This is a genomic window from Psychrobacter sp. ANT_H56B (assembly GCF_008369245.1).
GTDB classification, from domain to species: domain Bacteria; phylum Pseudomonadota; class Gammaproteobacteria; order Pseudomonadales; family Moraxellaceae; genus Psychrobacter; species Psychrobacter cryohalolentis.
Map to the genome: position 1 here is coordinate 103,786 of NZ_VOBF01000005.1, position 26,766 is coordinate 130,551.

23 protein-coding genes are annotated in these 26,766 nt (G+C 41.6%); 9 read left to right on the forward strand and 14 right to left on the reverse strand.

The features are described 5' to 3' along the window. Positions 1 to 20 precede the first annotated feature (20 nt). The 4 genes from FQ082_RS07950 to FQ082_RS07965 form a co-directional block, all read right to left on the reverse strand. On the reverse strand, positions 21 to 1,316 hold the full coding sequence (locus FQ082_RS07950; RefSeq protein ID WP_149492698.1) for an NAD(P)H-dependent glycerol-3-phosphate dehydrogenase: 1,296 nt from the start codon (positions 1,314 to 1,316) through the stop codon (positions 21 to 23). Between the two features lie 198 nt (positions 1,317 to 1,514). Continuing rightward, positions 1,515 to 2,174, reverse strand: coding sequence for a nitroreductase (locus FQ082_RS07955; protein ID WP_149492699.1), 660 nt, complete (start codon positions 2,172 to 2,174; stop codon positions 1,515 to 1,517). A gap of 182 nt (positions 2,175 to 2,356) precedes the next feature. Continuing rightward, the gene (gene zapE / locus FQ082_RS07960; RefSeq protein ID WP_020443299.1) at positions 2,357 to 3,463 is read right to left on the reverse strand and encodes a cell division protein ZapE; all 1,107 of its coding nucleotides are present in this window, start codon (positions 3,461 to 3,463) and stop codon (positions 2,357 to 2,359) included. A 243-nt stretch (positions 3,464 to 3,706) separates the two neighbouring features. Next, entirely contained in the window at positions 3,707 to 4,366 is a 660-nt protein-coding gene (locus FQ082_RS07965; RefSeq protein WP_149492700.1) for an alpha/beta hydrolase, read from the reverse strand. Positions 4,367 to 4,868: 502 nt separating this feature from the next. Between FQ082_RS07965 and FQ082_RS07970 the strand changes: the two genes are divergently transcribed. The 3 genes from FQ082_RS07970 (at position 4,869) to xseB (ending at position 7,285) form a co-directional block, all read left to right on the forward strand. Continuing rightward, positions 4,869 to 5,237, forward strand: coding sequence for a hypothetical protein (locus tag FQ082_RS07970; RefSeq protein WP_149492701.1), 369 nt, complete (start codon positions 4,869 to 4,871; stop codon positions 5,235 to 5,237). Between the two features lie 199 nt (positions 5,238 to 5,436). After that, the gene (gene xseA, locus FQ082_RS07975) at positions 5,437 to 6,981 is read left to right on the forward strand and encodes an exodeoxyribonuclease VII large subunit (protein WP_149492702.1); all 1,545 of its coding nucleotides are present in this window, start codon (positions 5,437 to 5,439) and stop codon (positions 6,979 to 6,981) included. A gap of 58 nt (positions 6,982 to 7,039) precedes the next feature. Further along, positions 7,040 to 7,285 (forward strand): exodeoxyribonuclease VII small subunit, encoded by a 246-nt coding sequence (gene xseB / locus FQ082_RS07980; RefSeq protein WP_149492703.1) that lies wholly within the window; start codon positions 7,040 to 7,042, stop codon positions 7,283 to 7,285. A gap of 39 nt (positions 7,286 to 7,324) precedes the next feature. Here the strand turns inward: xseB and pncB are convergent, their stop codons facing one another. The 5 genes from pncB to FQ082_RS08005 all read right to left on the reverse strand — a co-directional run bounded on the left by pncB (position 7,325) and on the right by FQ082_RS08005 (position 16,115). Continuing rightward, a complete protein-coding gene (gene pncB, locus FQ082_RS07985) occupies positions 7,325 to 8,566 on the reverse strand; it encodes a nicotinate phosphoribosyltransferase (protein WP_149492704.1) in 1,242 nt (413 codons plus the stop codon). A gap of 405 nt (positions 8,567 to 8,971) precedes the next feature. After that, positions 8,972 to 10,822: a bifunctional peptide-methionine (S)-S-oxide reductase MsrA/peptide-methionine (R)-S-oxide reductase MsrB gene (msrAB, locus tag FQ082_RS07990; protein ID WP_149492705.1), complete on the reverse strand. Its 1,851-nt coding sequence runs from the start codon at positions 10,820 to 10,822 to the stop codon at positions 8,972 to 8,974. 575 nt (positions 10,823 to 11,397) lie between these two features. Then, positions 11,398 to 12,312 carry an ATP-binding cassette domain-containing protein gene (locus tag FQ082_RS07995; protein WP_149492706.1) on the reverse strand — a complete coding sequence of 305 codons (915 nt, stop codon included), beginning with the start codon at positions 12,310 to 12,312 and terminating at the stop codon, positions 11,398 to 11,400. 109 nt (positions 12,313 to 12,421) lie between these two features. After that, positions 12,422 to 14,362, reverse strand: a complete 1,941-nt coding sequence (locus tag FQ082_RS08000; protein ID WP_188018930.1) for a glycine betaine ABC transporter substrate-binding protein — start codon at positions 14,360 to 14,362, stop codon at positions 12,422 to 12,424. Positions 14,363 to 14,642: 280 nt separating this feature from the next. Continuing rightward, positions 14,643 to 16,115 (reverse strand): coniferyl aldehyde dehydrogenase, encoded by a 1,473-nt coding sequence (locus FQ082_RS08005; RefSeq protein WP_149492707.1) that lies wholly within the window; start codon positions 16,113 to 16,115, stop codon positions 14,643 to 14,645. 435 nt (positions 16,116 to 16,550) lie between these two features. On the opposite strand from FQ082_RS08005, the gene lipB reads away from it, so the two are divergent. The 3 genes from lipB (at position 16,551) to FQ082_RS08020 (ending at position 18,722) form a co-directional block, all read left to right on the forward strand. Beyond that, entirely contained in the window at positions 16,551 to 17,408 is an 858-nt protein-coding gene (gene lipB / locus FQ082_RS08010; protein ID WP_149492708.1) for a lipoyl(octanoyl) transferase LipB, read from the forward strand. 186 nt (positions 17,409 to 17,594) lie between these two features. Then, complete coding sequence (locus tag FQ082_RS08015) at positions 17,595 to 18,125, forward strand: inorganic diphosphatase (protein WP_020443289.1); 531 nt, start codon at positions 17,595 to 17,597, stop codon at positions 18,123 to 18,125. A gap of 132 nt (positions 18,126 to 18,257) precedes the next feature. Then, on the forward strand, positions 18,258 to 18,722 hold the full coding sequence (locus tag FQ082_RS08020; RefSeq protein ID WP_149492709.1) for an LMBR1 domain-containing protein: 465 nt from the start codon (positions 18,258 to 18,260) through the stop codon (positions 18,720 to 18,722). A 104-nt stretch (positions 18,723 to 18,826) separates the two neighbouring features. Here FQ082_RS08020 and FQ082_RS08025 read toward each other — a convergent pair whose 3' ends face one another. Then, positions 18,827 to 19,120 (reverse strand): hypothetical protein, encoded by a 294-nt coding sequence (locus tag FQ082_RS08025; RefSeq protein ID WP_149492710.1) that lies wholly within the window; start codon positions 19,118 to 19,120, stop codon positions 18,827 to 18,829. A 286-nt stretch (positions 19,121 to 19,406) separates the two neighbouring features. Here FQ082_RS08025 and FQ082_RS08030 point away from each other — a divergent pair, with 286 nt between their 5' ends. Then, positions 19,407 to 19,904 (forward strand): hypothetical protein, encoded by a 498-nt coding sequence (locus tag FQ082_RS08030; protein ID WP_149492711.1) that lies wholly within the window; start codon positions 19,407 to 19,409, stop codon positions 19,902 to 19,904. Between the two features lie 282 nt (positions 19,905 to 20,186). Continuing rightward, entirely contained in the window at positions 20,187 to 20,585 is a 399-nt protein-coding gene (locus FQ082_RS08035; protein ID WP_149492712.1) for a hypothetical protein, read from the forward strand. Positions 20,586 to 20,760: 175 nt separating this feature from the next. Here FQ082_RS08035 and FQ082_RS08040 read toward each other — a convergent pair whose 3' ends face one another. From FQ082_RS08040 to FQ082_RS08055, 4 genes are all read right to left on the reverse strand, one after another. Continuing rightward, the gene (locus FQ082_RS08040; RefSeq protein WP_149492713.1) at positions 20,761 to 21,648 is read right to left on the reverse strand and encodes an SDR family NAD(P)-dependent oxidoreductase; all 888 of its coding nucleotides are present in this window, start codon (positions 21,646 to 21,648) and stop codon (positions 20,761 to 20,763) included. Positions 21,649 to 21,813: 165 nt separating this feature from the next. After that, the gene (gene dusB / locus FQ082_RS08045; RefSeq protein ID WP_149492714.1) at positions 21,814 to 22,845 is read right to left on the reverse strand and encodes a tRNA dihydrouridine synthase DusB; all 1,032 of its coding nucleotides are present in this window, start codon (positions 22,843 to 22,845) and stop codon (positions 21,814 to 21,816) included. A 129-nt stretch (positions 22,846 to 22,974) separates the two neighbouring features. After that, positions 22,975 to 25,023 carry a BCCT family transporter gene (locus FQ082_RS08050; protein ID WP_149492715.1) on the reverse strand — a complete coding sequence of 683 codons (2,049 nt, stop codon included), beginning with the start codon at positions 25,021 to 25,023 and terminating at the stop codon, positions 22,975 to 22,977. 220 nt (positions 25,024 to 25,243) lie between these two features. Next, the gene (locus FQ082_RS08055; protein ID WP_149492716.1) at positions 25,244 to 25,684 is read right to left on the reverse strand and encodes an HIT family protein; all 441 of its coding nucleotides are present in this window, start codon (positions 25,682 to 25,684) and stop codon (positions 25,244 to 25,246) included. 238 nt (positions 25,685 to 25,922) lie between these two features. Between FQ082_RS08055 and FQ082_RS08060 the strand changes: the two genes are divergently transcribed. After that, complete coding sequence (locus FQ082_RS08060; protein ID WP_149492717.1) at positions 25,923 to 26,696, forward strand: hypothetical protein; 774 nt, start codon at positions 25,923 to 25,925, stop codon at positions 26,694 to 26,696. Positions 26,697 to 26,766: the final 70 nt, after the last annotated feature.

The following is a 26,766-nucleotide window of genomic DNA, read 5'->3' on the forward strand; positions in this document are numbered from 1 at the left end:
ATTGCGCTAACAACCTCTTATTACTTATTACCCTGCTTACTTTTATCCTCTTTTGATTGGCTGTTTGCAGTTTGCATTTGCGCGGTCAGCGAAGCATTACTGTGGTCGTGCTCCATGACAAATTCAACATCACTACGGAACCCTGCTTCCATCAAATGTAGCGCAACACCAAGCGCCGCTTTGTCTTCATAAATGACGGCATGTAACGCATGAGTAATAGGCATATAAATGCCTTCTTTGGTGGCTTTTTCATGTACTTGCTGAATGGTATTCACCCCTTCAGCAGTTTGTCCCAGTTTTTTGACCGCTGCATCAATCGTCATACCACGACCAAGCATATTACCGATACGATAATTACGACTTAACTCGGAGCTACAAGTGGCATACAAATCCCCGACACCTGATAGCCCTAAAAAGGTCAGCGGATTGGCACCGGCATGTACACCAAAGCGACTCATTTCCGCTAAGCCACGGGTCAATATCATGGCTTTGGTATTTTCGCCAACTTCGTAAGCAGCTGCCATACCCATAGCAATGGCATAAATATTCTTTAGCGCACCGCCAAGCTCAACACCGCGGATATCATCACTAGCAAATACTCTAAAGAATGCACTATGTAATGCCGCTTGTACGGCATGACGTAATGGTTCAGATTCACTAGCGATTACCGTAGCAGATGGCATATTTTTCATGATTTCTATAGCAAGATTTGGACCAGACATCACGCCAAAATTTACTTCAGGTAGCTCGTCTTTGATGATGTCACTCATCAGAGAAAAAGTGTCTTTTTCCATCCCTTTGGTCAAAGAAACAATAGACTGCCCACTAATAAAAGGGGCGATACTTTTAAGCGTTTCGCGAAACGCCAATCCCGGTACGGCAATGAAGATAATATCCGTATCTTTGACTGCGGCTTGCAGCTCATGACTGTATTTTAGGCGGTCATCAAGCTTATAGCCTGGCAGGTATTTTTTATTCATTTGCGATTTTGCCATCGCTTTGACCGTACGCTTGTTGCGCACCCACAACGTGGTATCGCAGCCATTGCGTGCCGCTAGGTTTGCCATGGCGGTGCCAAAGCTACCGCCGCCTAACACTACTAAACGCAGCTTGGTCGGATTTTTATGTATCTCTTCCATTTTTTTTGCTACGGCAGATTCCACCACACTTGGATTTAACTTTTTACGTCCAAGACTAGATTTGGTGGCACGCTCAATGATACCAGACAACAATTTATTTTGTTTTTCAGCTATTTTTTGCTCAGCTTGTGTGCTGTCTACGTTGGTATCTGTGCTTTTGTCATTAGCGCTTATCATATGTTTTATCCGAATTGACTGACTTTGTGATAAATTCATTTATGCTGAGTATACAGTGAGCGCAGCAAAATGTATGAACAATTATTTGTACAAATTAACAGTATTCTTTAGGCTACTAGCTCAGCCAAACAGCCATTCTCGTTAAGTCATTATTTAGCTATGCCCTTGGTTGCCCACTATATTACGCAATAAAGACTTTTATTGCTCAAAGCGCGTCAGTGGTTCAATATCAATCGGCTTGCGCGTAGGCATATCACAAGGGCTGCTACCGGTATAAACAAAAGCCGTGACATAATCATCTGCACTTACATCGAAATATGCTTTAACAGCAGGCTCATTACAAAGTAACCCAGTACGCCACACCGTACTAAAACCTTGTGCCTTTAGCGCTAAGATAAGGTTTTGAACTGCCGCACCCGCACTAAGCATCTGTTCAAAGGGTGGTACTTTTTTATGCGCTTGCATTTGTGTGACGACAGTAATAATAACAGGTGCACGTAATGGCATATTATAAGTTTTTTGCCGATCTTTTTCAGATAGGGTATCGCCTTCTTGTGCTGCTTTGGCTTCAGCTGCCACCAAAAATGCACGACCTAGCTCATGACGAGCATTACCCTGTGTGACGATAAAGCGCCACGGCTGTAGTTTCTTATGATCTGGGGCAGTCACTGCGCAATCAATAGCGGCTTTTATCTGGCTTTCTGTCGGTGCAGGGATACTCAGATTACCGATACTACGCCTCGATTTAATCCAATTGATCAGTTGTTCATCGGTCACTTGTGAGTTGGTTACTATCGGACTTTCAGTATTATTTGACTCATCATTATTATGGTCGTGACTCTTTTCAGAGGTACTCATGGTCTATCCTTATTCATTATTATAAGTGTTTAGCGGTTAGGCACATTTGCCCATTATAAGTAATATTATTATAGTTTTATGAGATATAAGTAGAAGCAAACCAGCTGCTGCTATATTGTTATAGAGTAGCCAACAGTATTTGACAGCAACTGGTTTTTAATATTTAAAGAATTGAATAAAATCTATGCTGCATCCGAATCTTCAGTACGATGCTCCATTTTCAGATAATCTTCTGACTGCATCTCAAGCAGGCGCGAACGTGTACGTTCAATCTCGAACGCCAGTTTTTGTCCTTGATATAACTCAAGAATCGGCTGTTGCGCGCGCACCAATAATTTGACACGGCGATCATAAAACTCATCGACTAAATAAATAAAACGTCGTGTTGGATCCCGCAAATCATCATCGAGCGCTGGTACGGCATTGATAAGTACGGTGCTGAACTGCTTAGCGATTTCAATAAAATCAGATGCCGACCGCGGCTCCATGCATAAATGACGGAAGTCGCAGAATAAGATGTCATCGGTACGCGCATTAATCCTGATTTCACGACCATTAACAGTGATAGGCTCATTGCTGAATTTTTGATTGTTAGACAAGCTGGCAAAACGGTTGGCGAGCCAGTGATGATTGGCTTTGGTCATGGGCGACTCGTATAGCTCGGCTTGTTGCAGCACACGCAAGCGATAATCAATACCGGAGTCGATATTCATAACGCTGGTATGCTTCTCAACTTCGGCAATAGCTGGCATAAAGCGATCTCGATGCAAGCCATCTTTATAGAGTCCAGATGGCTCAATATTTGATGTCGCTACCAATGTAATACCGCGATTGAATAGCATCGTAAACAGATCACCCAAAATCATCGCATCAGAGACGTTAGAGACAAAAAACTCATCAAAACAGATAATCACCGCTTCAGCATAGATGATATCAGCGACTTTTTCTAACGGGTCGCTCTCGCCTTGCAGCTTATGTAGCTCTTGATGTACTCGCTGCATAAAATGATGAAAATGTTGACGCATTTTGCGCTCAATGGTTAATGAATCATAAAACATGTCCATCATCCATGTTTTACCACGTCCTACCCCGCCCCACATATACAAACCTTTGGGTGCAACAGGTTTTGCTTTTAAAAAACTAAAAAAGCCTTTTTTCTGTACCGCGTTATCATTGAGCTGATGGTAAAGACCATCCAAGTAACTCATCGCCAAATACTGCTGCTCATCACGAGTAAACTCATCCGTGCTGATGGCTTGCTCATAACGCTGTAAGGGAGATAAACTCATAATACGACTCATCATTAAACAAAATAAATATCAGAATAAAGTATTAATACCGACAATCGCTACTAACTTATGATTTTTACACTGAGATAGTAGCAACTGGTTTATCAGAATGGCTTATCACAACCATTCTTTAGGTTAACACAGCTTAAAGTTGTAAAAATAATCCGTTAACTCTTAACAATACTGATTAGCGCAAAGCTATTTTAGGTAGCTTAAAGAGTATCAAGCGATCTGTAGCCAATACTATATGTCGCCGTTATACGTATGCTGCTCCAAAAGCTTTTTCAGCTCAGACAAGCGCCCATGGAAAAAGTGTCCTGCGCCATCAACGATACTGACATCAATCCCCAAGCGCTCTGCAAATGCTTGCATATTACTTGGATCAATGACCTCATCCGCATTCCCATAAATCTCAAAGGTTTTATCAGCAGGTAAGTCTATATCACTGCTGTCATTTTTTTCGACTGAGGGAGCAATGAGAGCAATCTTAGATATCTCAAAATCATCCAGTCCCCATATATGAGGTGATACCAGTACTTGCTCAGCCACTCGCGCTGTCACATAACCACCAAAGGAGAAGCCGCCAAGCCACAATTTGCGTGCCGGAGTTTGCTCAGCAATCCATTGTAGCACGGTCAATGCATCGACTACTTCTCCGTCTGCATAATCATGCTCACCTGTTGATTGTCCAACACCGCGAAAGTTAAAACGTACCACGTGCATGCCATTATCACGAGCAAAGCGGTACATGGTCGTCACCACTTTATTATTCATCGTGCCATCGAACAACGGATTGGGATGGCAAAGCAGCGCAACGGTATCCGTATTTGGATCATTAGAATTGTCTTGTTGCCAAAGCGCGTCAACTTCTAACACGCCAGCAGGAGCGGGAATCAATTGCATATAATACTTATTAGTTAAGAATGAATAGCTCAATTATCCTAGATATGGTTTATATTTCAAGTGATTTGCTGTGTATTGCTGCTATCTGTCGAATTTTTACTATTAATCATAGAAAATTGTCAAAAAATATAGCAGACAGATATTGCTTATGACAGACATTGCTTATGACTTTTGGGCAAACTTAGCGCACCTTTATCGCTGTCTATTTCGGTAGGTAATACAAGCGCAATATCGAACACAATAACCGTCTAGACACTCAATATATCAATAGGGTAAATTCATCGTTTGATAAAAGCTTTAACGTATCTATAGTCAGAGAAAAGTAATATCGATACATCAAGTACTGCTGATATTACTTTTTCTTGCTTGCCGTGCCTATGCAGACAGAGGCTGCAAAAAATTTATACCAGCAGCACTGTAGCGTTTTTGAGATATTTTAACTATATCTGTCACTTTTAAGTTCATGCTTTCATTTTTACTTTACCGGAATTAGGAAATACTTATGAAGACTTTTAATAAAACGGCTACTTTAGCAGCCACCTTAGTCGCTGCCCTCACTTTGAGTGCCTGTCAAACCACGCCTTCATCGCCCGTTATTCAACGTGCCAACTCTATTTATGAAACAACTGGTATTGCCAATACCAAGATAAAAGCTCAGCAAAACGCACTAGATAGTGCTAAGACTACTTGCCGAGGCAAACAGGTGATTATCGTTGAGGATCAAGTGAAATATAATGGCATCTTAAATGAGAGTACAGGGCGTATGATTGGTCAAGCGAGTGCCGTGCTCGGTACCATCCTTGGCACAGGCTCACCAAATTTATCACGTGATGATGACTATGAGTATATGATCAGTTTCCGCTGTCAGTAAGTCATGTCATAAAGCTGCAGTTATATATGTAGTGTATTAGCGATAACTTAGAGCCAATAAGCTTGCGATAAAGATACAATATCAATCGCTGCTTGTTGGCTTTGCTTTTTGTGTAGAGGCTTTTAGGTTAAACTACCCTATCTTGTCTTTTACGTCACCTAGCTGGTCTCTAAGCCCTCACTATCTTTGGTCTATTATTATGCGCAAACCCAACCTGTCAAATACCAAGCACACTAAAGTATTAGCGCCTGCCAAAGATTTAGCGACCTTGGAGGCAGAGTTGGCAGAACAAGAAAACAGTCTAGAGGGTAACTTAGAAGATACTGTCCTGCGCCTTAGTGATTACTTATCAGCGGTCGATATGGTGATCAAGCAAACTTTTAATCACCGTGTTTGGGTCAAAGCTGAGATACGAAACTTATCCAGCAAAGGTGGGCATTATTATTTTGAATTGGCAGAAAAAGATGACGACGGTAAAGTCATTGCCAGCTGCCGTGGCAATCTATGGCGCTTTAAAGCGGCGCGGGTTTTAGCCAAGTTTGAGCGCGCAACGGGTATGCCACTGGACCGTGATTTGACGGTTTTATTAAAGGTATCGGCAGGTTTCCATGCGCAATACGGCTTCTCTCTCACCATTGAAGATATTGACCCAAGCTATACGTTAGGCGATTTAGCGCGTCAATATGCTGAGATGGTTGACCGCTTGGCAGGTGAAGGATTATTAAACCTGAATCAGCAGTTGCCAACTCCGTTTGATATCGAGCATGTGTTGGTCATCGCTCCTGAAAAAGCCGCAGGGCTAGGCGATTTTCAAGCGGACGCCAATAGACTCGCTAGTACAGGCGCTTGTCATTTCCATTATCATAACGCCACTTTTCAAGGCAATCATGCCCCAGCGGAGATTCGTCAAGCAATCATCAGTGCTCAGCAGCAATTTGAAAATACTTATCAGCGCCTGCCAGATTTATTAGTCATTATCCGTGGTGGCGGCGCTGTTGGTGATTTGGCTTACCTTAATGATTATGAGCTTGCTGCTTTAGTCGCTGAGCAACCTGTCCCTGTTTGGGTTGGGATTGGTCATGAGCGTGACAAAGTTATCTTAGATGAAGTGGCTCATACTAGCTTTGATACGCCATCAAAAGTCATTGCGGCTATCATGGCGCATTTAGCACAGCTGGTCACTCAGACACTGCAATATCAAATGCAGATCAAACAAGCTGCTCAGCGTCAATTAAATACCGCTGAACAACAAACTGCGCGCCAATTGAGCCAAATACAATCGCAAACCATTGGTCAATTAACGGCACTACAAAAAGACAGTGCTTATGCGTGGCGTAGTATCCAACAAAGTGCACATCGTCAAGTGAAACAAGCAGCCAGACAAGCAAGCGAGCTGCATATACAGACTCAAGCCTCTGCTTATCAACAACTTTCACTCGCCTCTACTTATAGTAAAAATCATCAGAAAATGATTATGCAAAGTGCTCAGCAGCAGTTAATACAAGCAAAGCGTGATAGCGCACATCTGCGTGATATCGTACTTTTACATCGACCGTCTCGCGTGCTTAAGCAGGGCTATAGCATGCTGACTGATGAACAGGACCAACGAATACTGACCAGTAGCAACCAGCTTTACCCGGAGCAGACCATTCATATCGTCCTAAAAGACGGTAAAGCAAAAGCACAAATCATTGACATTAAAATGGATAAGAAGCCCACAAAATTTACAGAAGCTTCCACTTAACCCCATAATAATATTTCACAATTATTTATTACTTTTACTTTAGATATTAGGAAACCTTATGACTACCCCTATACGTAAACGCAAAAAAGCCGCCCCAAAAACTTTTAAGGCGGCCTACGATATCTTAAAAACCAATGCTGCTGAATTGCAGCAACAAGATGAGCCTGATATTGATAATCTCATGACCACTGTTGAAGAATCGATTGCCGCTTATCACATTTGCGAGACTCGTATTAACGCAGTACAACAAGCTTTAGATGCCGCATTCTCTGAAGAAAACAAAACGGTTGCAAGCGAGAACTAAATAGCCGTTTTGTCGTGCCTAAATGGCTTTTAATGAAAGCTATTCAGGCTCGTCCACTTCAAACACTTGGCGCAGGTAGGCAAGATAGGTATCATTATTGATCATTGTCTTGCCTGGACTATCAGACAGTTTAGCGACCGGCTGACCGTTGCATTCAACCAATTTCAGAACAATATTCAATGGCGTGATGCCCATATCATTGGTGAGATTGGTGCCAATACCAAAGCTGGTTTTGATTTGACCTTTAAAATACTGATGCAAATCCCACGCCTTATTCAGATCCAAGCCATCACTAAAAGTTAACACTTTGGTTCTTGGATCTATTTTTAGCTTTTGATAATGAGCAATCGCCTTATCACCCCAAAGATACGGGTCGCCGCTATCATGACGCAAACCATCAAAAAGCTTGGCAAAATACAAGTCAAAATCGCGTAAGAACGCATCCATGCCAACGACGTCAGTCAGCGCAATACCCAAATCACCGCGATACTCGTGTACCCAAGCTTCAAGTGCGGCTTTTTGCGAATCACGCAAACGTACATCCAGTGCCTGAAATGCCTGCATAAACTCATGTGCCATCGTACCAATGGGCGTCATGCCAAGCTTTTTTGCCAAATAAACGTTGGACGTGCCGCCCACTATATTTGGCTCAGCTTTGTGCAAAGTCTCAACCACATGAGCTTGCCAGTCTTTATTAAACCGTCTACGTGTACCAAAATCAGCAACGATAAAAGGAGGAATATCACGGCTATTGCCTGCTTGTTCGGCAGCATAACGATGTAACAACTCCACTTTCTTCTCTAAGCGGCGCTGCCCTTCTTCAAGCACACTTGCATCCGTTAATACTTTAAAATATAGCTCATTGACAATGGCTAGTACGAATACTTCGAAGAACATCGCCTGAATCATCGGACCTTCGATATCGATAAATAGGCGACCTTTGTCATCGGTAGTTACCGTGATAAAACGACGTTTTAATTTAAACAATTCCAAGTAATCAACGAAGTCTGAACGCATAAAGCGCAAGCCACGTAAGTATTCTAGTTCATCTTCTAAAAATCGCAATTCACATAAGCTGTCTAGTTGCTGCTCTAATTGCTCTTTAATATCAGCAAGTGGATAAGCGGCATCTTTGTTATTACGGCAGCGAAAGCGGTAGACACCATGGGTCTGAGGAAACTGATGTAGCATGGCTTGTAGCATAGTAAATTTGTACAAGTCGTTATCAAGTAACGAGGTAATAATAGGCTCAAAAGTAGTAGAAGTATGGGTAACGGTCATGTTACAGCCTTAAATACAAAAATGAAAAATCGCTAAACGAAGCAAGCGACAAATAGGTGGACATAACGATATAGTCAATGAAAAGTAATATCGACACATTATGTACTGCTGATATCAATTTTTCTTGCTTGCTGTGCCTACGCAGACAGAGGCTGCAAAAAATTTGTACCAGCAGTACCGTAGCGTTTCTAGAGTATTTTGACTATATATATTACTGATAGAACAATCATAAGCGTTTGAGTATAACGAACTTTAGATTATTTTTCAGAGTTCACTATGGATTGCAGCAAAATTACTACGATTCATAGCAGTATTCATCACATTATTAGCCGACTATCACCTATAAGAAAGACGCTAAGAATACTCTTAACGTCTTTTTATAAAATTATTAAACCATGTTATTTACTAAGGTTTCGCAGGTTTAACCAACTTCACCAGTGGCGCATAGCCTGACTGAGGCATCACACTGACTGGGATAAACTGCAATGCCCCGCCATTGATGCAATAACGCAGACCGCCACGGTCTTTTGGACCATCAGGGAACACATGACCCAGATGCGAATCCGCTACTCGTGAACGAATCTCAGTACGTACCATGTTAAATGCCATATCGTCATGTTGCGTAATCACTTGCTTATCAATTGGCTTGGTAAAACTTGGCCAACCACAGCCTGAGGCATATTTATCAGTTGATAAGAATAAAGGCTCACCGCTGACCACATCGACATAGACACCGGGTGCAAACAAGTTATCATATTCATGACTGAACGCCCGCTCAGTACCTGCATCTTGAGTGATATCATATTGTGCTCTGGTCAAAGTGTTTTTTAACGCGCCTTTATCAAACCCAGCATAACGCTTAGGATCTAACGTCTCAGCGACAGTAGTTACTGATGCAAGCTTAGTACGTACCGTGTCTTCAGGCTTGTCATCGGCAAGGCTTAAATCAACATGGCAATAGCCATTCGGATTTTTCGCTAGATAATCTTGATGATACATCTCAGCTAAGTAAAAGTTGTCCAATATTTTGTTTTCGACGACTATCTTTTGCTTATATTGACTTTGTACACGCTTGATTGCAGCATCAACTACTGCTTTATCTGCTTTGTCGGTGTAATAAACCCCTGAACGATACTGTACGCCGCGATCATTACCTTGCTTGTTTAAACTGGTTGGATCAACCACGCGGAAATAATACTTTAAAATCGTATCAAGGTCGGTTTTATCAGCATCATAGGTGACTTTGACTGCTTCGGCATGCCCTGAACCACGGATTACTTGCTCATAGCTTGGATTGACCGTATCGCCATTGGCATAGCCTGATACAGCATCTACGACACCATCGACTCGCTCCATATAGGCTTCTACGCCCCAGAAACAGCCACCTGCTAGGTAGATTGAGCGGGTATTAATTGCCTTACCCTTATTATTATAATAAACGCCATTTTTTTGCTTAATAGTCTCAATTTTACTGTTGTTATCTAATGTTTGTACATTTGCAGGCTTAGCACTACCAGCTTTGAGTTCAGCAAAATCATTATTCGCATTTTCAGCAAGGGCGTAGGCTTGCTCTGCTGACATATTACCTTTGACCAAATGCACCAAATTACCGTTTTTATCGAGTATTGCCCAGCTTGGATAAACCTGTACGCCAAGCGTATTAATCAGCTCGCCTGAGGCATCAATCAATACTGGCAGCTTAGGATAATCGGCTTGCACGCCAGCATACCAAGTGCTGAATTCGCCATCGGCTTTTTCATTCAGATGACCGGGGCTTGCCACAGTGACGACATTTAAACCAGAAAATTTAGGATCCGTGCGCCATTCTTCAGTTTCTGCTAGCGTCCCTAAGCATAATGGGCACCAGCTCGCCCAAAACTTAACCAAGGTGGGTTTATTAGGGTCAATCACAGCAGAGCCATTTTTACCCAGACCCTTGGTCAGCTGCGGCAATGCTTGCATTGTTTTGAGCATATCGGATGGCAACATATTACGTGAGCTTTTCATGCCGCTGTTTTGCTTGCTTGTGCTATTACTGACGTTATTCTCTGCACTACTCATCTGCCCACAAGCCACCAATATACCGGCACTCAAGACCGTCGTGACGCCAAACGCACTGATATTCTTTAACCAATGTGACGCAGCATGCGGTGAGGCTGTCGCTAAATCGTTAGCGTTTTTATTTTCATGACTATTAGCGTTATAACTATTAGTGTCATGATTGTTAGTGTCATGGTGGTTTTTTTTATGTGGCATGAGATATCCTTTTGACGAAGTCTTACGACCATAAGCTACAGGTTATAGGGCAGCTTATGGTCTTCTTGCGCTATTAGTTAAAGTGAATGAGTAAAGGTTTTGGAGCGATAAACATACTGTAAAAGGGTGATTCAGGCTTAGTAAAAGCTATAAAACAAAATAGAAATAGAGTGTGAGGCTAGAGTTGAAACCTAATGCTGTATCTGTACCTATAGTGGCTTTAGCTTAGATAAAGATATGATATGCTTTAAGTATAACTACCATATTAGAGTATCTTAATAGTATATACTGATAATGGAGTTTTCTTTAATAGTAAAAGAGGTGCTGCTACACTTTTTTAACAGCATGGAAATAGTAGAGTGATAGATTACTTTAGTCGAACTGTCTTTTTGATAAAATAATGATGATGACACAAGTCGCTATATAGTCAGTTCAAAATAAAAGCGATACGATTGTAATAATGTGCTATTGGCTATAATTTTTTTGCAGCCTCTGTCACGCCTGCGAACAGCAAGCAAGAAAAATTTATAGCCAATAGCACTGTATCTTTTTTAAAATGAATCGACTATATATACCTACTGCTTAGCACCCATAAATCTAGCGACATACTCATCAGTGGGATTATGACGTAAGTCGCTTGGTGTGCCTGTTTGCACCAAACGTCCACCATTCAAAATACTAATACGCTGACCTACCTTGATGGCTTCGTCAATATCATGGGTGATAAACACGATCGTCTTATTCAATCGTGCTTGTAGCTCTAATAATTGATCCTGTAGTTGAGCGCGAATCAAAGGATCTAGCGCCGAAAAGGCTTCATCCATGAGCAATATAGGATTGTCCATTGCCAAAGCACGTGCCAGCCCAACGCGTTGCTGCATGCCTCCTGACAGCTCATCGGGATAGCTACTCTCTAGATTGGATAGACCAACTTCATTCAGCCAGTGCCGAGCAACCTCATGACGCGCTTTGAGACTCATTTTTCGTACCCGCAAGCCGTAGGCGACGTTTTGAATGACGGTCAGATGAGGTACCAGACCAAAATGCTGAAATACCATACTGACGGTTTGCTGACGATAGTGCTGAAGCTCTTTATCATTGAGCGCTAAGATATTAATAGCAGAAGATGGTTCTCCTTTCTCTACTGGCAAGGCATCTTTATTTGTAACTACTGAGTTAGATACTAACTTAGTCACAGAGTTTTTAGCATTGATAGCTGTGTTTACCAATATCTTGCCACTGGTTGGATCAATCAGACGATTGATATGACGTATCAAGGTTGACTTGCCGGAGCCTGACAACCCCATAATACAATGTAGCTCGCCCGCTTTGACCGCCAAATTAATATCATAAAGCCCGACCGAATAGCCGGTTTGCTCTTTTACCGCAATACTATCCATACCCTCAGCCAGCAATGCCAATGCCATTTTTGCTTGTGCGTGACTGGCGTTATATATCTTACTGATATTTTCTAGCTGAATATGATTCATTGTCGTTCTCTTTGTTTTTATTTTTAGAATTTTTATCTATTAAGATTGATTGATGTAGTTGAGTTATTTTAAAACCGACACAAGGCATTATTATGTCTGCAAATAATCGTTAACCAATCGGGCGTCTACCAGCTTCAATGGTTTTTTGGCGCGCACGCTTACCTTGCCCAAACGCCTGAGTAATGCGGTCAATGATAATCGCCACAATGACAATCGCCGTACCTGCTTGTAAGCCTTGACCAATATTGAGCGTTTGAATAGATTGCAATACATCTTCACCAAGACCTGGCGCTCCGATCATGGACGCCAATACCACCATAGACAGTGACATCATGACGGCTTGGTTTACCCCTGCCATGATACTGGGCAGCGCTTGTGGTAGCTTAATCCAAATAAGTAATTGCAGATGAGTACTGCCAAACGAGCGTCCTGCTTCCACCATTTCATGATTCACTTGAGTAATACCTAAGGTCGTCAGACGAATAAGAGGCGGTAATGCATAAATAATGGTGGCAAACAGCGCTGGCACTTTACCGATTCCAAACAGCATCAGTACCGGTATCAGATAAACAAAGCTTGGCATGGTTTGCATCACATCTAATATAGGCGTCACAATCTTACGCAATAGCTTACTTCCTGACATGGCAATGCCGATAGGAATACCAATAACCACCGTCACCCATACTGAAACGATGAGCAATGCCAAGGTATCAATTAACGCGCCCCATAAACCAAATGCCCCAATCAAGAACAACCCAGCGCCGCATGCTAAGGCAAACCAAATTTTACGTACAGCAAACCATGCCAATACCGTCACAAGGGCAATAATTAGCCATGCAGGGATAAGCGTTAATAGGCGCTCAATAGGAAGCAATAAATACGTTAAGGCGACGGTACTGATCGTACGGAATACGTCGCCATGATTGCGAACGACGCTGGCTAAGGTGTTATTCAGTGGAGATTCAAGTGACCATGAAGGGAAGATAGATGATGGGTCTGCTAGGTTCGTACTAGATGCTGTTTTATCAGTCACGATAGCAGCACCCGTTAAGCTAATACCTAATTTAGCTGCAAGATTCGTCGCTGCCTCGTCCGATAACCACTGCTGCCAAACTTGGGGGTTATCACGCAGAAAAACAAAGGCTTGCTCTTCTCCGCTACGTTTGCTTTCACTCATCTCTAAAATAGCACCATTAAGCTCAGCGGGGCTAAATTGGATTTTTTTGAAAACATCTGCAAGCTCAGGATTGGCATCGATAAATGGGGTAGATACAGCGATACCTAAAGGGGATACGGGGAATCCAGACACGCAATCAGCTGTACCATCAGCGAGTAGTAAATCTTGCCAGCAGGCGTCATCATGGGCAGGAAATTCCAATGCGGCAAAATCGTATTTTGCCATCAAACCTGTCGGCTGCCAGTAATAAAATAAGAGTGGCTTATGCTGCTCAAAAGCGGAGGCAATTTCGGCATCAAGGGCTGCACCTGTGCCGGGATGGGCATTATTAAAATCACTCTCCAAGCCAGTATTTTTAAGCAATCGCGTATTAAAAATCTCACACGTCCAACCAGATGGACAGTTCATAAAGCGTGATTTGCTAGGGTTTTCAGAGTCTTTAAACAGCTCAGCGTATTTAGGCAGATCTTGATAACGACGTAGACCCGGGTTTTCGTCCAGTACATATTTAGGAACATACCAACCTTGAGTTGCACCGCCCTTAAGCGTGTCACCAATGACAGCGACTTTATTCTGCTCAATAGCTTGTGTCATGATGGGTGAGCGCCCTATCCACTGCTCTCCAATGACTTGGATATCATCTTGCGACAATGCTGTTTCAAGTGCAGGACCTGCTCCCGGCACCTCTTCTACCTGACAGCCATAACCGCTTTCAATGATGTATTTTAAAACACCGCTTGTGAACTGACCACTCTCCCATGTCAATGCCCCAAATTTAATCGGTGCTTGACATGTTGGCACAGCAGCTGATACTGGCAAAGACAGTAAGAGCGAGCTTATAAGCAATAAGCTAAATGCAATCCATTGGCGCACGGCGTTATCCTATTTATTATCTTTATTATCTTTATTATCTTTATTATGAAAGCGGCTGTCATTATCCTAATTTGAGCAATTAATAAGCCTATCATCTACTACTGATTTTTATCTAAAACAAACAAAACTATCGTTTAGTGTCACTACAAAGTGTAGCGATTTATAACACTGATAACAAATGATTCTTTAGACAAAAAAATAGCACCTACCGTAGTAGATGCTATTGATGGATGCATGTGGGTAAATACTATCTATTCAATAAGGCAACTATTTTAAACTGCTATTTCAAAAACAGTGCCATTGCCTTTTTAAATAAGCCACCATAGGGCGGTAACAATATATTTAGCCCATTCAATTTGGATTGTACAAAGATAGGTTTCATATGACTCAAACGATCAAATCCAGCTTTACCATGGTAAGCGCCTGTACCTGAATCGCCAACACCGCCAAACGGCAAGTCATGCTGCGCTACATGCATAATCACTTCGTTGATACATAATCCGCCCGATACCGTATTGGTGCGTACCTTATCGATATCACGGCTATTATCACCGAAGACATATAGCGCTAACGGTCGTGGACGGGCGTTAATAAATGCAATCGCATTATCAAGAGTGTCATAGTGCATGAGCGGTAAAACGGGTGCAAATATCTCGTTTTGCATCAAATCACTCTCAGGCGCAGGCTCGCTGACAATAACTGGTGGCATGAGACGCGTTTCAAGATTAGACGTCGCATCAGTGAGTCTATAGACACCTTCACTGGATAAATTCTCTAAATAGCCTTTAACACGCTTGAACTGCTGAACATTAATAATGCGCGAGTAATCAGGATTGCTTTCAATATTGGGATAGTGTTTCTCCATCCACTCTCTTGCCAGACGCACAAATTCATCATGATGTTGGCGCTGGATCAATACATAGTCAGGGGCGATACACGTTTGACCTGCGTTTAAAGTCTTACCCATCATCACACGATTGACAGCATTTTCTAGGTTAGCACCCTCTAGTACTATGACTGGTGACTTGCCACCGAGCTCAAGCGTGACCGGTGTTAGATTGGGTGCTGCCGCTGCCATTACCTTTTTACCAACAGCAGTAGAGCCAGTATAGAGCAGGTGATCAAGAGGCAGCTCACTAAAAGCCGCTGCAATCTCAACTTCACCGATGACCACACAAACCATATCTGCTGAAAAATAACGTGAAATGGTTTCTGCAAACGTTTGCGCAAATTGCGGCGCCGCTTCACTCATTTTAACCATGATGCGGTTACCAGCGGTAATCGCGTCAATCATCGGTCCTATCGCCAAGAATAAAGGATAGTTCCAAGGTACCATGATACCAACCACACCTAATGGCTGTGGCAAAATCTCATTATGGGCTGGCATATATAGTGCTGAAATCGATACTCGCTGCGCCTTCATCCACCTCTTACCGTGCTTTTTGGCATGACTGATACCCGTAAAGCTCGGAAACAGCTCGGCAAATTGAGTTTCTGATTCACTACGATAGCCAAAATCAGCACTGATAGCATTAGCAAGTAGCTGTTGATTGTCACTCAGCATCAGCTCTAGATTATCGAGTTGGTCTCTACGCGTTGCCCAATCATTGATAGGCTGAGTACGGCTTAGATTTTGCATGCGTGAAAACTGTGACTGCATATCTGCCACGGTTTTGATAATACTAAGCCCTTCGTGCTCATCGTATTTAGGATGCATCGCTTGAACCTGATTGTTTTGATCGCTGTCTGTCATATATCTTCCTTGTCATATACGTGAGAGTCAGCACGTTTTGTCAAACTTAAGACTCTATAGCTATTATTAGACACTAAAAATCACTGATATCACTCTATTATCCTTGTAAACGTGTTATCTATGCAACAAAGCCTAATAGTGAATAAGGCTAAAACATCATTTTCTTAGATATTACTTTTGTTTAGTACCATTTAATGTAGCCTATTGATTCCTGAATGAACAGCATCTTTAATGCACCCATGCGTTTGTATACGATGCGTACCTGCTCACTACAAGGTTGCCTTTTGTGGCTATTTTATTCTTTTATATTTTTCCAGTTCGATATAATTAAAATTAAAATTTGGGCGACAATATGAAAACTGCTACACTCAATGACAGTAATATTAACAATAGATAGCCCATTTTACATAACAAAAACATAAGACAGCCACTCTCATGCCAAATACTATGCAGGCGCTTAATACGCAACCACTTAATGAAAATCTTATCACAAAGTCACTCACTGCTGCTGACTATGTGGCTACTCTTGATGCCATGCTATCACGCACGTTAGAGCGTATTTCTCTTAAAAAAGAGCAAGGACTACGTACGCCTGACGAGTTATGGATTGTCGATCACAATGACGTTTATACTCTTGGGCAAGCAGGTAAAGAAGAGCATATCCTGCAACGTACTAATACGCCTATCATTAAGACGGATCGCGGTGGTCAGGTAACATGGCATGGACATGGTCAGCTGGTTATGTATTGGCTGTTTGATTTGGACAGTATCAGCTGGAGTGTGCGCAATATGGTCTCACACGCTGAGCAAGCGATTGAGGATGTGGTCAATGACTGTCTCAAGAGCACAGCATCAACTGACACCAACCATATCAGCGCCCGTGCCCGCCGTGATGCCCCAGGTGTCTATCTATATGCTGATATGGCTACAGAAACGGACAGCGCTCCTACTAGTGATGAGATAGAAGTTGATAATACCATTATGATTGGCAAAATCGCGTCGCTTGGCTTTAAAATCAAGCATGGCTTTAGCTACCATGGTATTGCCATTAATTTAGATTGTGATTTATCAGCATTTAATGCTATCAATCCTTGTGGTTATGCTGGCATGCAAATGTTGCGTTTGGCGGATTTTGTTAATATGAACCAAGCGACCAATATACAGCCAAATAACCTACCGCTTACCGATGACAAAAAAACACTTACCTACGAGCAATTTACGCAACAGCTCATCGAAAATATCGCAAAACGTCATACAGGACAGATACCACTGCGTGAATTAGCACCAAAATAGGTATTTTTTGCATAATCCTTTTTTGCATAATATCGTGCGCGCTTAGACTTAAGCATTGTGAGAAAATTTGATTCAAACTTGTTATAATCGCACACGGTACAAATTGGGCGCAGTAACAAACCTTATACGCCGACTTTAACCCTTTACGATTCAAACATTCATAACAAAAGCAAATTGGAGTATTTTATGGCAGATTTTAACAAAATTTTGGACGCAGGCGACGTCGACGGCGGCATTATTAATGTCGTAATAGAAATCCCAGCTGGTAGTAGCCATAAAATTGAGTGGAATCGCGAGTTGGCCGTATTTGAGCTTGATCGTGTTGACCCACAGATTTTTGCCAAGCCTTGCAATTATGGTTTTATCCCACAAACTCTTGATGAAGATGGCGACGAGTTAGATGCGCTTATCATCACAGAACAGCCTTTACCGACTGGTATTTTCTTAAAAGCGAAAGTCATCGGTGTGATGAAGTTCGTTGATGATGGCGAAGTCGATGACAAAATCGTCGTCGTACCTGCTGACGACCGTGATACAGGCAATGCTTATAACAGTCTAGCGGACTTACCAAAGCAGCTGATCAATCAGCTAGAATTCCATTTCAGTCACTATAAAGACCTCAAAAAAGCAGGTACAACGGTGGTTGAATCTTGGGGTGATGTAGAAGAAGCCAAAGAAGTGATTAAAGAGTCTATCCAGCGTTGGAAAGATCTATAAATTAAACTGAAAAATTGATGAAAATACCGCAGCTATGATGATAACTGCGGTATTTTTTTGCTTGAATTTTGACTGCACAACAAGGTTATAATACTCCAATCTACTTATTATCATGTTCAAATAAGGACAGTCATGTTTGATTCTGATTCAGGCTCAAAACCTGCCAAAGTAAAATTACCGAAAACGGTTGTTATGATGGTCGAAAAAGGCAATCTGGTCATGGCAATTAAGACGTTAGCCGCTGACGAAAATATCAGTATGGATGCTGCAAAATCTCGCATCGATGCATACGAGCTTGCTCTCAAAAATCAGCAGCAGCAAAAATTAAACAGTATCGCTAATAAACAAGGCATTCCTAGTCAAGCCATGAGCTTTGATAGAGAAACAGTCGAAGATGATACTGAGCGCTTGATTAAGAGTAAAGTAAAAAGCACACCAACGGAGCAAAGCTTCCAAAGCCTACAAGAAGGCGTTGACAGTCAGCTCAATGATTTAGGCTATAAAAAACCCCTACTGCCCTACTGGGCAAAGCGACTACTCATCATTGCTATCATTATGGCTGGGTTATTTTGGATAATGTGGCGTGTGTTTGGCTAGTCTGTTCTAAATGGTTCCATTATACCAGTCCGTTTTAAGTGGTCTGTTAATAGGTTTTTGAAGGGTGAAATAGCTGGTTCCCTTGAGGTATAACCCAATCGAACCTATTGAAATAGCTCATCTAGTTTTACGACAGCATCATCATATTCTTTGCCTGGATCTAGAAATGCTGTTTTAAATGAATAGTAATCTGCCAAAAACTCCAATGAGCATCCGCCTAAAGATTTTGCTTTTTCCATAAGCTTCATTCTAGAATCAAAAGGTATATACCATGAGTCATCTTCTAATAAGCACTTAACTAACATATCAACATCGAAGCATTCTTCTACTGCTTTATCAAATTTACTGAAAACATCTCTCCATGCCCCCATATCTGCATCTACTTTTGCTTCAGACATTTCCCTAATTTGTGTACTAATTCTACAGATATTCACTTATACCTCTACTTAAGTTCCAGAAAACAAATATCCAAATATATCTATAATATAGCTTAAAACATCCTAAACATAAGCTACGATAGAGAGATCGCAGAAGCTAACTTAGTAATTTTTAATCAATGACCTCATAGGCATGAAGATTATATCTAAAATCTGCTGTTCGATGCCTGTATAGCGCACCGATCACGATTTAATACTATTTTCAGGCTTACAAAACTTATTAGTCAATATAAGGTTAATTAAATAAATGGCTCATTTGGATATACATGCTAATGCAGAGATTGGTAAATCCTTAGCAGGGTTCACATTAGGTGAAAAATTGGAAAGCTTTCTTCATTTTATCGATAAGACAGTTGATGGAAATATTAAGGAATGGACGGTTGATTTAGCCTTAGACAATACAGGCGTCTTACTTTTTGAGATACCAAATAATAACGGATATACAATATATTTTTCAGAACCTAAAATAGAGTTAGGCTTTACTGAAAAAGGAACTCTATGCGATATTAGCGCTGGTGCTGGTTATAAAGGTGATATTTTTGAAGGTAACATTAAAATTGGTAGCCGTATTGGAGATATAGATCATGCCTTAGTTTTGGACGATGCTGAAGATATACATTATCTTGCTGATAACGAAGGACAGATCATTGAAGGGATGTACTTCGTAGCTGGTGGCTTAGAGCTTGAAGAAGATCCCGACTCCATTATAGAAGAAGTTAGGATTTATAATTACAACTTAATATAACAACTATTCTGGTCTAGATACCATCTTACTCAAGTAACCTTGCATGGCCCAACAAGTACACTGTGAAGTACATTACAATGAAATAAATGAACAAAACCATTGCTACAATTAGCTTACAGCCGTAGATTCAAGTCCTCACTAGGGTACCGAACCGGTGAAAGCACCTGATTAGTTCGCCATATGTATATTAGCAGTACTCTAAAAAAACAGCTTCTCCTATAACTGATTCTATTGGTGCGCTGATAATGGTAAGCTCAATGCAGAAAACAGGAAATTATGCTTATGGAAATAAATGAATGCGAAGAAAAGTTTTGGAATAGTGACTCTTTTCATTATTATTTAGAGAGTGAAGACACATGGGATGTTGATAAATATTGGGATCTTGAATATTCACTAATAAAGTTAAGTAAGTACCTGAACGACAAGAATATGATAGAAAAAAATCTTGCAAGAAATATTTATTACCTAGGAAATAGTATAAGTAATCTAGTCTGTGCTCATAGGAACTCTACAGTTGCATGGACATGGACATTTGATACATATAGATATAGCGAAGATGACATTGATTATTGTATTGATAGGTTTAATCACCTCATGAGAGTTTTATGGCAAGCTGGTAGCTACAATCATGAAGAATCAATAAATTTTTTTAGAGAAAATCCGTTGTTTAAAGATACTTAACTATAATACTTTATTAAAAATCCTCACTAGTAAACCACACATTTTTCCAATAACGAGCCTTATGTTAAATAGAAATCCACTGCTGCCTACCCGTCTATATCATTATCAATGCTTTTAAGGCACTAAAAAAGGATACCGAAGTATCCTTTTTTTGGTTATATATAATAAATATAATCTAGTGATGCTCACCCGGTAAGATTCTGGCAAAAGCACGTTGAGCAAGGTTTGGTTTTTTATCTGTGGTTTGAGCGGCGCGAGTGCTTGGAAAAATGCGATAACCCATCGATTGAATACCAACGTTAATCGCTGGTGCTAATGAATAAGTAGCCGACGCAAACTTGCCCATGTTACTGGCAATACTATTTGGCTTATGAACGATCGCTTTGGCGACCATCATTGCCGCCTCATCTGGCATAAGCGCTGGCATATAACGATAAAGCTTAGTTGGCTCAATCATCGGCGTGCGTACCAATGGCATAAAGATATTGGTTATCGTCACATTATCGCCTTTGACTTCGGCAGCTAGGCAACGGCTAAAGGCATCCAAGGCCGATTTTGAGGCGACATATGCGGCAAAACGCGGACTGTTTGCCAATACACCAATTGATGAGATATTCACAATTTGACCCGTTTGACGTTCAATCATCGTCGGCAAAAACCCAAGAATGATTTTGACTGCGCCAAAGTAATTGATATCCATGGTACGCTCAAAATCATGGAAACGTTCAGTGGATTCGTGAACCGAGCGTCGTATCGAGCGACCGGCATTATTTACCAAGACATCAACGTGACCAAAGTCCGCCAAAATTTGCGTGCTAACTTTTTCAATGGCATCCATATTGGTCAAATCACAAGGATAATAACTTGCCTTACCACCAAGCTCTTCGATACTTTCTTTAACCGCTTTTAGCTTCTCTTCAGTACGTGCCAACAAAATGACATGAGCACCGCATTCACTAAGCAAAAAAGCAGTACGCTCACCAATACCGCTTGAAGCCCCCGTTATAATAACATTCTTGTCTTGAACTGCTTTACCGATTGCTTTTTTTGAGGGGTTAGCCATGAAACATCCTTTTAAAAATTAGACTTCCGTTAATATTTACCTAAATCATAACAAAGAAATATAGGTTAAAGGAAATAAATAAGCAATAAAGCCAGTTTAACTGGATAGACATTCTTATTAGATGAAGTATGGATCACTTTGTGCTCGACATATGCTCTTCACTGTCTATTCATGAGCATTCAAAAAATCCTCTACCACACGGAACTGTCCGGCGGTACTTTCCTCACCATACATGGCTTGCCTAAAGGCGTTAGAGTTCGGAATACCGGTGGTATACCAAGCAATGTGCTTGCGAGCAATACGGCAGCCTGAGTATTCACCATAAAAACCGTATAGCTCTTCTAAATGTGTCAGTACAATCTCTTTTATCTCGCTAACACTGGGTGATGCCAGCGTCTCACCTGTGCGCAAAAAATGCTCGATATCGCGAAATATCCATGGTTGTCCTTGGGCAGCGCGTCCAATCATCACCGCATCACAGCCGGTCAGCTCATAAACGCGCTGCGCTTTTTGCGCACTATCGATATCGCCATTTGCAATGACTGGAATGCCAATGCTTTCTTTGACCTCACGTATCAGCTCATAACGCGCCTCTCCGGTATACATATCTTCACGCGTGCGTCCATGGATGGCAATAGCAGCTATACCCGCTTGCTCTGCTCGCTTTGCCACGCGCAAAATATTTTCACGTCCATTCTCATAGCCCAAGCGCGTTTTTAAAGTAACGGGCGCATCGACGGCATTCACCGCAGCATCTAGCAAGCGCGCAACCAAATCCTCATCTTGCAATAGTGCAGAGCCTGCCAATTTACGGCAAACCTTTTTGGCAGGGCAGCCCATATTGATATCAATAATTTGTGCACCATTATCAATCTGATAACGCGCCGCTTCTGCCAATTTATCAGGTTCTGCGCCTGCAATTTGTGCCGAAATAGGCGCAATCTCATTATCGAAATTGGCACGATAGAGCGATTTTTTGCGCGCATACAGTGCCGTATCAGCGATGATCATTTCACTGACTGCATGACCTGCACCAAAGGATTTGCACAATCTTCGAAAAGGGTTGTCTGTCACGCCAGCCATCGGTGCAACTATCAAACGGTTCTCAATCGTCAAGCCGCCAATCACGAGTGGCTGCAATAAAGGATGGTCTGAGGTAGGATTAGACGAAAGTAAAACTGGAGAATCAATAGACATAAAAAACGGCTTGATTAGCAATGAAAACAAGCCGTTATTCTAAGGATTCGTGCGCATATTGCAAGGGATTACGTAATCATTTGCTCAGCTCATAAAGTTTATCAACATTGAATGTCCTGTTTAATATACCTATTTATCAAAAACACTGCCCTGCTCAAGCGTTATATCTTCATCATGCTCTTGCATACGCCACGGTAGAATATCTGGTGAGACATTGACAAAGTGTAGATATTTCTCAAACTGATCAATAATGTCATTAATAATCGACACTGATTCATAACCATATAAATCATAGGTCTGACCACCACGGCGCAAATACACTTCAGCACGGTAATGGTGCTCTTGCGGCAATTTGTTTGCCATATCTTCCGTATAATAATCAGGAATATCATGCTCTGATAAGCGAACCTCGTACCAGAACTCCACATTATCGCCACTTCTTAATTCTAATACAGCGCGGTTATTGATCTCATCATAATTCACATCAGGTAACCAACCTGTATCGGCGAACTTCTCAGCCACTTCGTTCATAGAAGATAAAATCGTTCCTCTGATATAACTAAGCACTTTATCGCGTGTTGGCTGCTCAGTCATATAATCAATACGCTCGCGCCAAGCCTCTAGTTTCAGTAGATGCGGCGGCAAATGATTGTCGTTACCTAAACTCTGGTTACGATGACCTTCAATACGTAGCGCTCGCCACATGCCAAATATCGAAATCAATATAATAACGGCAAAGGGTAAGGCGCTGACAATAGCGGCAGTCTGCAATGCTGTCAGTCCACCAGCTACCAGTAAAGCCGCGGCAACTGCCCCTTCAGTCACTACCCAAAAGGTACGTTGCCACCATGGCGTATCACTGCGTCCACCCGCTGCAAGAGAGTCAATCACCAACGACCCTGAATCCGATGAGGTCACAAAAAAGGTAATAATTAATAGTACTGTTAATGACGACACTATCTGAGTAAAAGGCAAGTTCTCTAATAATTTAAATAACGCAATTGCTTGGTTGTTCTGCACTTCAGTAATGAGTGCATCGTAGCCATCAACCATAATCATATGGAGCGCTGTATCACCAAAAACCGCGAACCAAAAGAATGTAAAGAAGGTTGGTACTAACATCACGCCTAATACAAACTCACGGATAGTACGACCCCGACTAATCTTGGCAATAAACAATCCGACAAAGGGTGCCCAAGCAATCGTCCATGCAAAGATAAAGAGTGTCCAACTGCCGATCCAATCACTCGATTGATAAGCCTGTAAACTAAAAGTACGCTCAACAATATTGCCTAAATAGCTGCCCGTGTTTTCCATAAAGGCGTTTAGAATAAAGATGGTTGGACCCACGATAAAAACAAACAGCATCAGCCCCGTTGCTAACATCATGTTCAAAATTGAGAGTCGCTTTACCCCTTTATCCATGCCAGCGAGAACAGATGCCAAAGCTGCTAGTGTCACCAGCGCAATGATAATCACCTGAACTGTAATACTAACAGGTATCGTATTTGGTAATAGATAATTTAACCCGGCATTGATCTGTGATACAGAAATCCCCAAACTGGTCGCAATACCGAACATCGTGCCCACAATGGCAAACACATCAACAGTATGTCCAATCGGACCATAAATTTTATCACCAATGAGTGGATATAGTGTTGAGCGCATTGACAAGGGCAAGCCATGACGAAAAGAGAAATATGCCAGCGACAAACCTACCACACCATAAATCGCCCAAATATGAAAACCCCAGTGAAAATAGGCAATTTGCATTGCTTCTTTTGCGGCCTCAATAGTCTGCGGCGTTGAAAGCGGTGGACTAGCAAAGTGTATGACTGGCTCTGCTACGCCGTAAAATAGTAAAGCAATCCCATACCCTGCTGAAAATAGCATGGCAAACCACTCAAGAAAATTATACTCAGCCTGAGCATGATCTGGTCCCAGTTTAATACTGCCATAAGACGAAAACGCCAAGACAATGATAAACATCAAAAATATAGCGACTGCTAACATATAGAACCAGCCGAAAGTCTCAGTGGTAAAATTCAGAACGGTGCTAAATAGTTCCCCAGCAGACTCAGGATTAATGGCAGTACCAATCACTAATAGCAGCATAATGGCTGCTGCCGGCACGAAGACGGGCAAAAGAATAGTGGAACGGGAGGATTTGTTCTTCATAAGCAGATTCTTGTATTAACGATCAAGTAGACTTAATATTTACCACAAAACGATTACTAACCCCAGTATTGCTGCCCATTTGTCACATTACTTGAACTATTGTTACAGCACTATTACCTAAAAACAAAAAAGGCAACTTGTTAGTTGCCCTTTTATTATTATCTAAAGAGTAAGTACTATCTGTTCTTTTAACTCAGAACAACGATAGACGTTTTTAAAATTACGCAGTAATAATCGCTGCCAGTTGTTCAGCTGTTTTTGCAAGCTCGGCATGATCTGCTTGTGTGACGGCATGGCGACCAAGCTCATGAATACTAGAAGGAATCAGGTGCACATGATAATGAAAAACTGTTTGCCCCGCTTCTGCACCATTTAGCTGCATTTGGATAATGCCTTCACGATCAAATACCTGACGCTGGGCTTCCATGACTTTTTTAGCCGTCATCAACACAGCTGCCGCATATTCAGGTTCAAGATCAGCTAAGTCCACCGCTTTTTGCTTAGGAATGACCAAAACATGCCCCTTTGCTTGTGGCATGATATCCATAAAAGCAAGAGTCTTATCATCTTCATAAACTTTATGATAAGGGATATCGCCATCGAGCATTTTGGCAAAAATATTATCGTCTTTATAAGTAGTTTGCGGATTGGCTTGGCTCATTATCTTATTCCTTTAACCTGTATTATTATTGAATCAAAGTTAGTATTGATTGGATAGCGAGTATTAAACGAATACCTACACCATTAAATATAGTGGACGAAATCTCACTTAAGTACAAGTATCAGATAATCACTGATTGATCCTCATGAACTAACTTGCTGCTCTCGTTGATGATTAAATTATTGACGAGCCATGCGCGATAAATGTTATATTAATCTACTCTCTCGATGACCTTACCATGATGGATTTGACTGCCTTGCCAACTCAATTATCTAATAATACTGACGCTCATACGCAATCTATCAATGACGCTACCATAAACAATGATGAGCATGAGCAAACGCTTGGGGCAAATAACCCTCCAGCTACTGACCCAAATGCCATTATATTAGCGCAAGCATTGACTGATAAAGCCATCAGTTGGCGTATTCATAACTGTAAAATCAGTCAAAAGACCATCACTCAAGACTTACCGCTGCCATTTTTATATCATTATGACAGTTTGGACGATGTCGTTAAGCAGACCTATCCTTTAACCCCAAAGCTACTGGTACAATTTAATACGCCGATGACAGCGCAAGAAGCTGCCAAGCTAGTTGGTATTGACGAAGCACTCATATCCAATCCGTGGCATGTCAAGGTGATTGGCTCATTGGTGGTGTTCAGCGAAGCATTACAACTCGCTGTCCGTTTGCATTGGACCAATACGGGTAAAGAGACGCAGCAGATTTATACTAAAGATAAAGATGATGCTATCATTGCAGCCTTTAAAGAATGGCAGTTTTTTGGTCGTATTGATATCCTGTATAAAAACAACAAACAAGCGCTGATTAGTATTGACGAACAGAGCATTGATACAGAAACCAATCAGCCGCTACCATTGACGATAGAAGCCAATATGGAGTATCAATACCTACCAGCGACTCACGCCTTAGTCGTCATTGCCAAGCTAGAAGCAGATAAAGATGAGCTCCCTTGGTTTGAAACCGCTATTTTGGAGCGCATTGCATAAATGATTGACCCTTAAGTCTTGTTTGTTATAGGTTAATTATTTTCAGTTACTCATATCTAATGGTATGGTA

What these genes read in the sequence shown, in the direction of transcription:
- FQ082_RS07950 (WP_149492698.1), bottom strand. Translation starts at nt 1,316, where the DNA reads ATGATAAGCGCTAATGACAAAAGCACAGATACCAACGTAGACAGCACA.
- FQ082_RS07955 (WP_149492699.1), bottom strand. Translation starts at nt 2,174, where the DNA reads ATGAGTACCTCTGAAAAGAGTCACGACCATAATAATGATGAGTCAAAT.
- zapE (WP_020443299.1), bottom strand. Translation starts at nt 3,463, where the DNA reads ATGAGTTTATCTCCCTTACAGCGTTATGAGCAAGCCATCAGCACGGAT.
- FQ082_RS07965 (WP_149492700.1), bottom strand. Translation starts at nt 4,366, where the DNA reads ATGCAATTGATTCCCGCTCCTGCTGGCGTGTTAGAAGTTGACGCGCTT.
- FQ082_RS07970 (WP_149492701.1), top strand. Translation starts at nt 4,869, where the DNA reads ATGAAGACTTTTAATAAAACGGCTACTTTAGCAGCCACCTTAGTCGCT.
- xseA (WP_149492702.1), top strand. Translation starts at nt 5,437, where the DNA reads ATGCGCAAACCCAACCTGTCAAATACCAAGCACACTAAAGTATTAGCG.
- xseB (WP_149492703.1), top strand. Translation starts at nt 7,040, where the DNA reads ATGACTACCCCTATACGTAAACGCAAAAAAGCCGCCCCAAAAACTTTT.
- pncB (WP_149492704.1), bottom strand. Translation starts at nt 8,566, where the DNA reads ATGACCGTTACCCATACTTCTACTACTTTTGAGCCTATTATTACCTCG.
- msrAB (WP_149492705.1), bottom strand. Translation starts at nt 10,822, where the DNA reads ATGCCACATAAAAAAAACCACCATGACACTAACAATCATGACACTAAT.
- FQ082_RS07995 (WP_149492706.1), bottom strand. Translation starts at nt 12,312, where the DNA reads ATGAATCATATTCAGCTAGAAAATATCAGTAAGATATATAACGCCAGT.
- FQ082_RS08005 (WP_149492707.1), bottom strand. Translation starts at nt 16,115, where the DNA reads ATGACAGACAGCGATCAAAACAATCAGGTTCAAGCGATGCATCCTAAA.
- lipB (WP_149492708.1), top strand. Translation starts at nt 16,551, where the DNA reads ATGCCAAATACTATGCAGGCGCTTAATACGCAACCACTTAATGAAAAT.
- FQ082_RS08015 (WP_020443289.1), top strand. Translation starts at nt 17,595, where the DNA reads ATGGCAGATTTTAACAAAATTTTGGACGCAGGCGACGTCGACGGCGGC.
- FQ082_RS08020 (WP_149492709.1), top strand. Translation starts at nt 18,258, where the DNA reads ATGTTTGATTCTGATTCAGGCTCAAAACCTGCCAAAGTAAAATTACCG.
- FQ082_RS08025 (WP_149492710.1), bottom strand. Translation starts at nt 19,120, where the DNA reads ATGTCTGAAGCAAAAGTAGATGCAGATATGGGGGCATGGAGAGATGTT.
- FQ082_RS08030 (WP_149492711.1), top strand. Translation starts at nt 19,407, where the DNA reads ATGGCTCATTTGGATATACATGCTAATGCAGAGATTGGTAAATCCTTA.
- FQ082_RS08035 (WP_149492712.1), top strand. Translation starts at nt 20,187, where the DNA reads ATGGAAATAAATGAATGCGAAGAAAAGTTTTGGAATAGTGACTCTTTT.
- FQ082_RS08040 (WP_149492713.1), bottom strand. Translation starts at nt 21,648, where the DNA reads ATGGCTAACCCCTCAAAAAAAGCAATCGGTAAAGCAGTTCAAGACAAG.
- dusB (WP_149492714.1), bottom strand. Translation starts at nt 22,845, where the DNA reads ATGTCTATTGATTCTCCAGTTTTACTTTCGTCTAATCCTACCTCAGAC.
- FQ082_RS08050 (WP_149492715.1), bottom strand. Translation starts at nt 25,023, where the DNA reads ATGAAGAACAAATCCTCCCGTTCCACTATTCTTTTGCCCGTCTTCGTG.
- FQ082_RS08055 (WP_149492716.1), bottom strand. Translation starts at nt 25,684, where the DNA reads ATGAGCCAAGCCAATCCGCAAACTACTTATAAAGACGATAATATTTTT.
- FQ082_RS08060 (WP_149492717.1), top strand. Translation starts at nt 25,923, where the DNA reads ATGATGGATTTGACTGCCTTGCCAACTCAATTATCTAATAATACTGAC.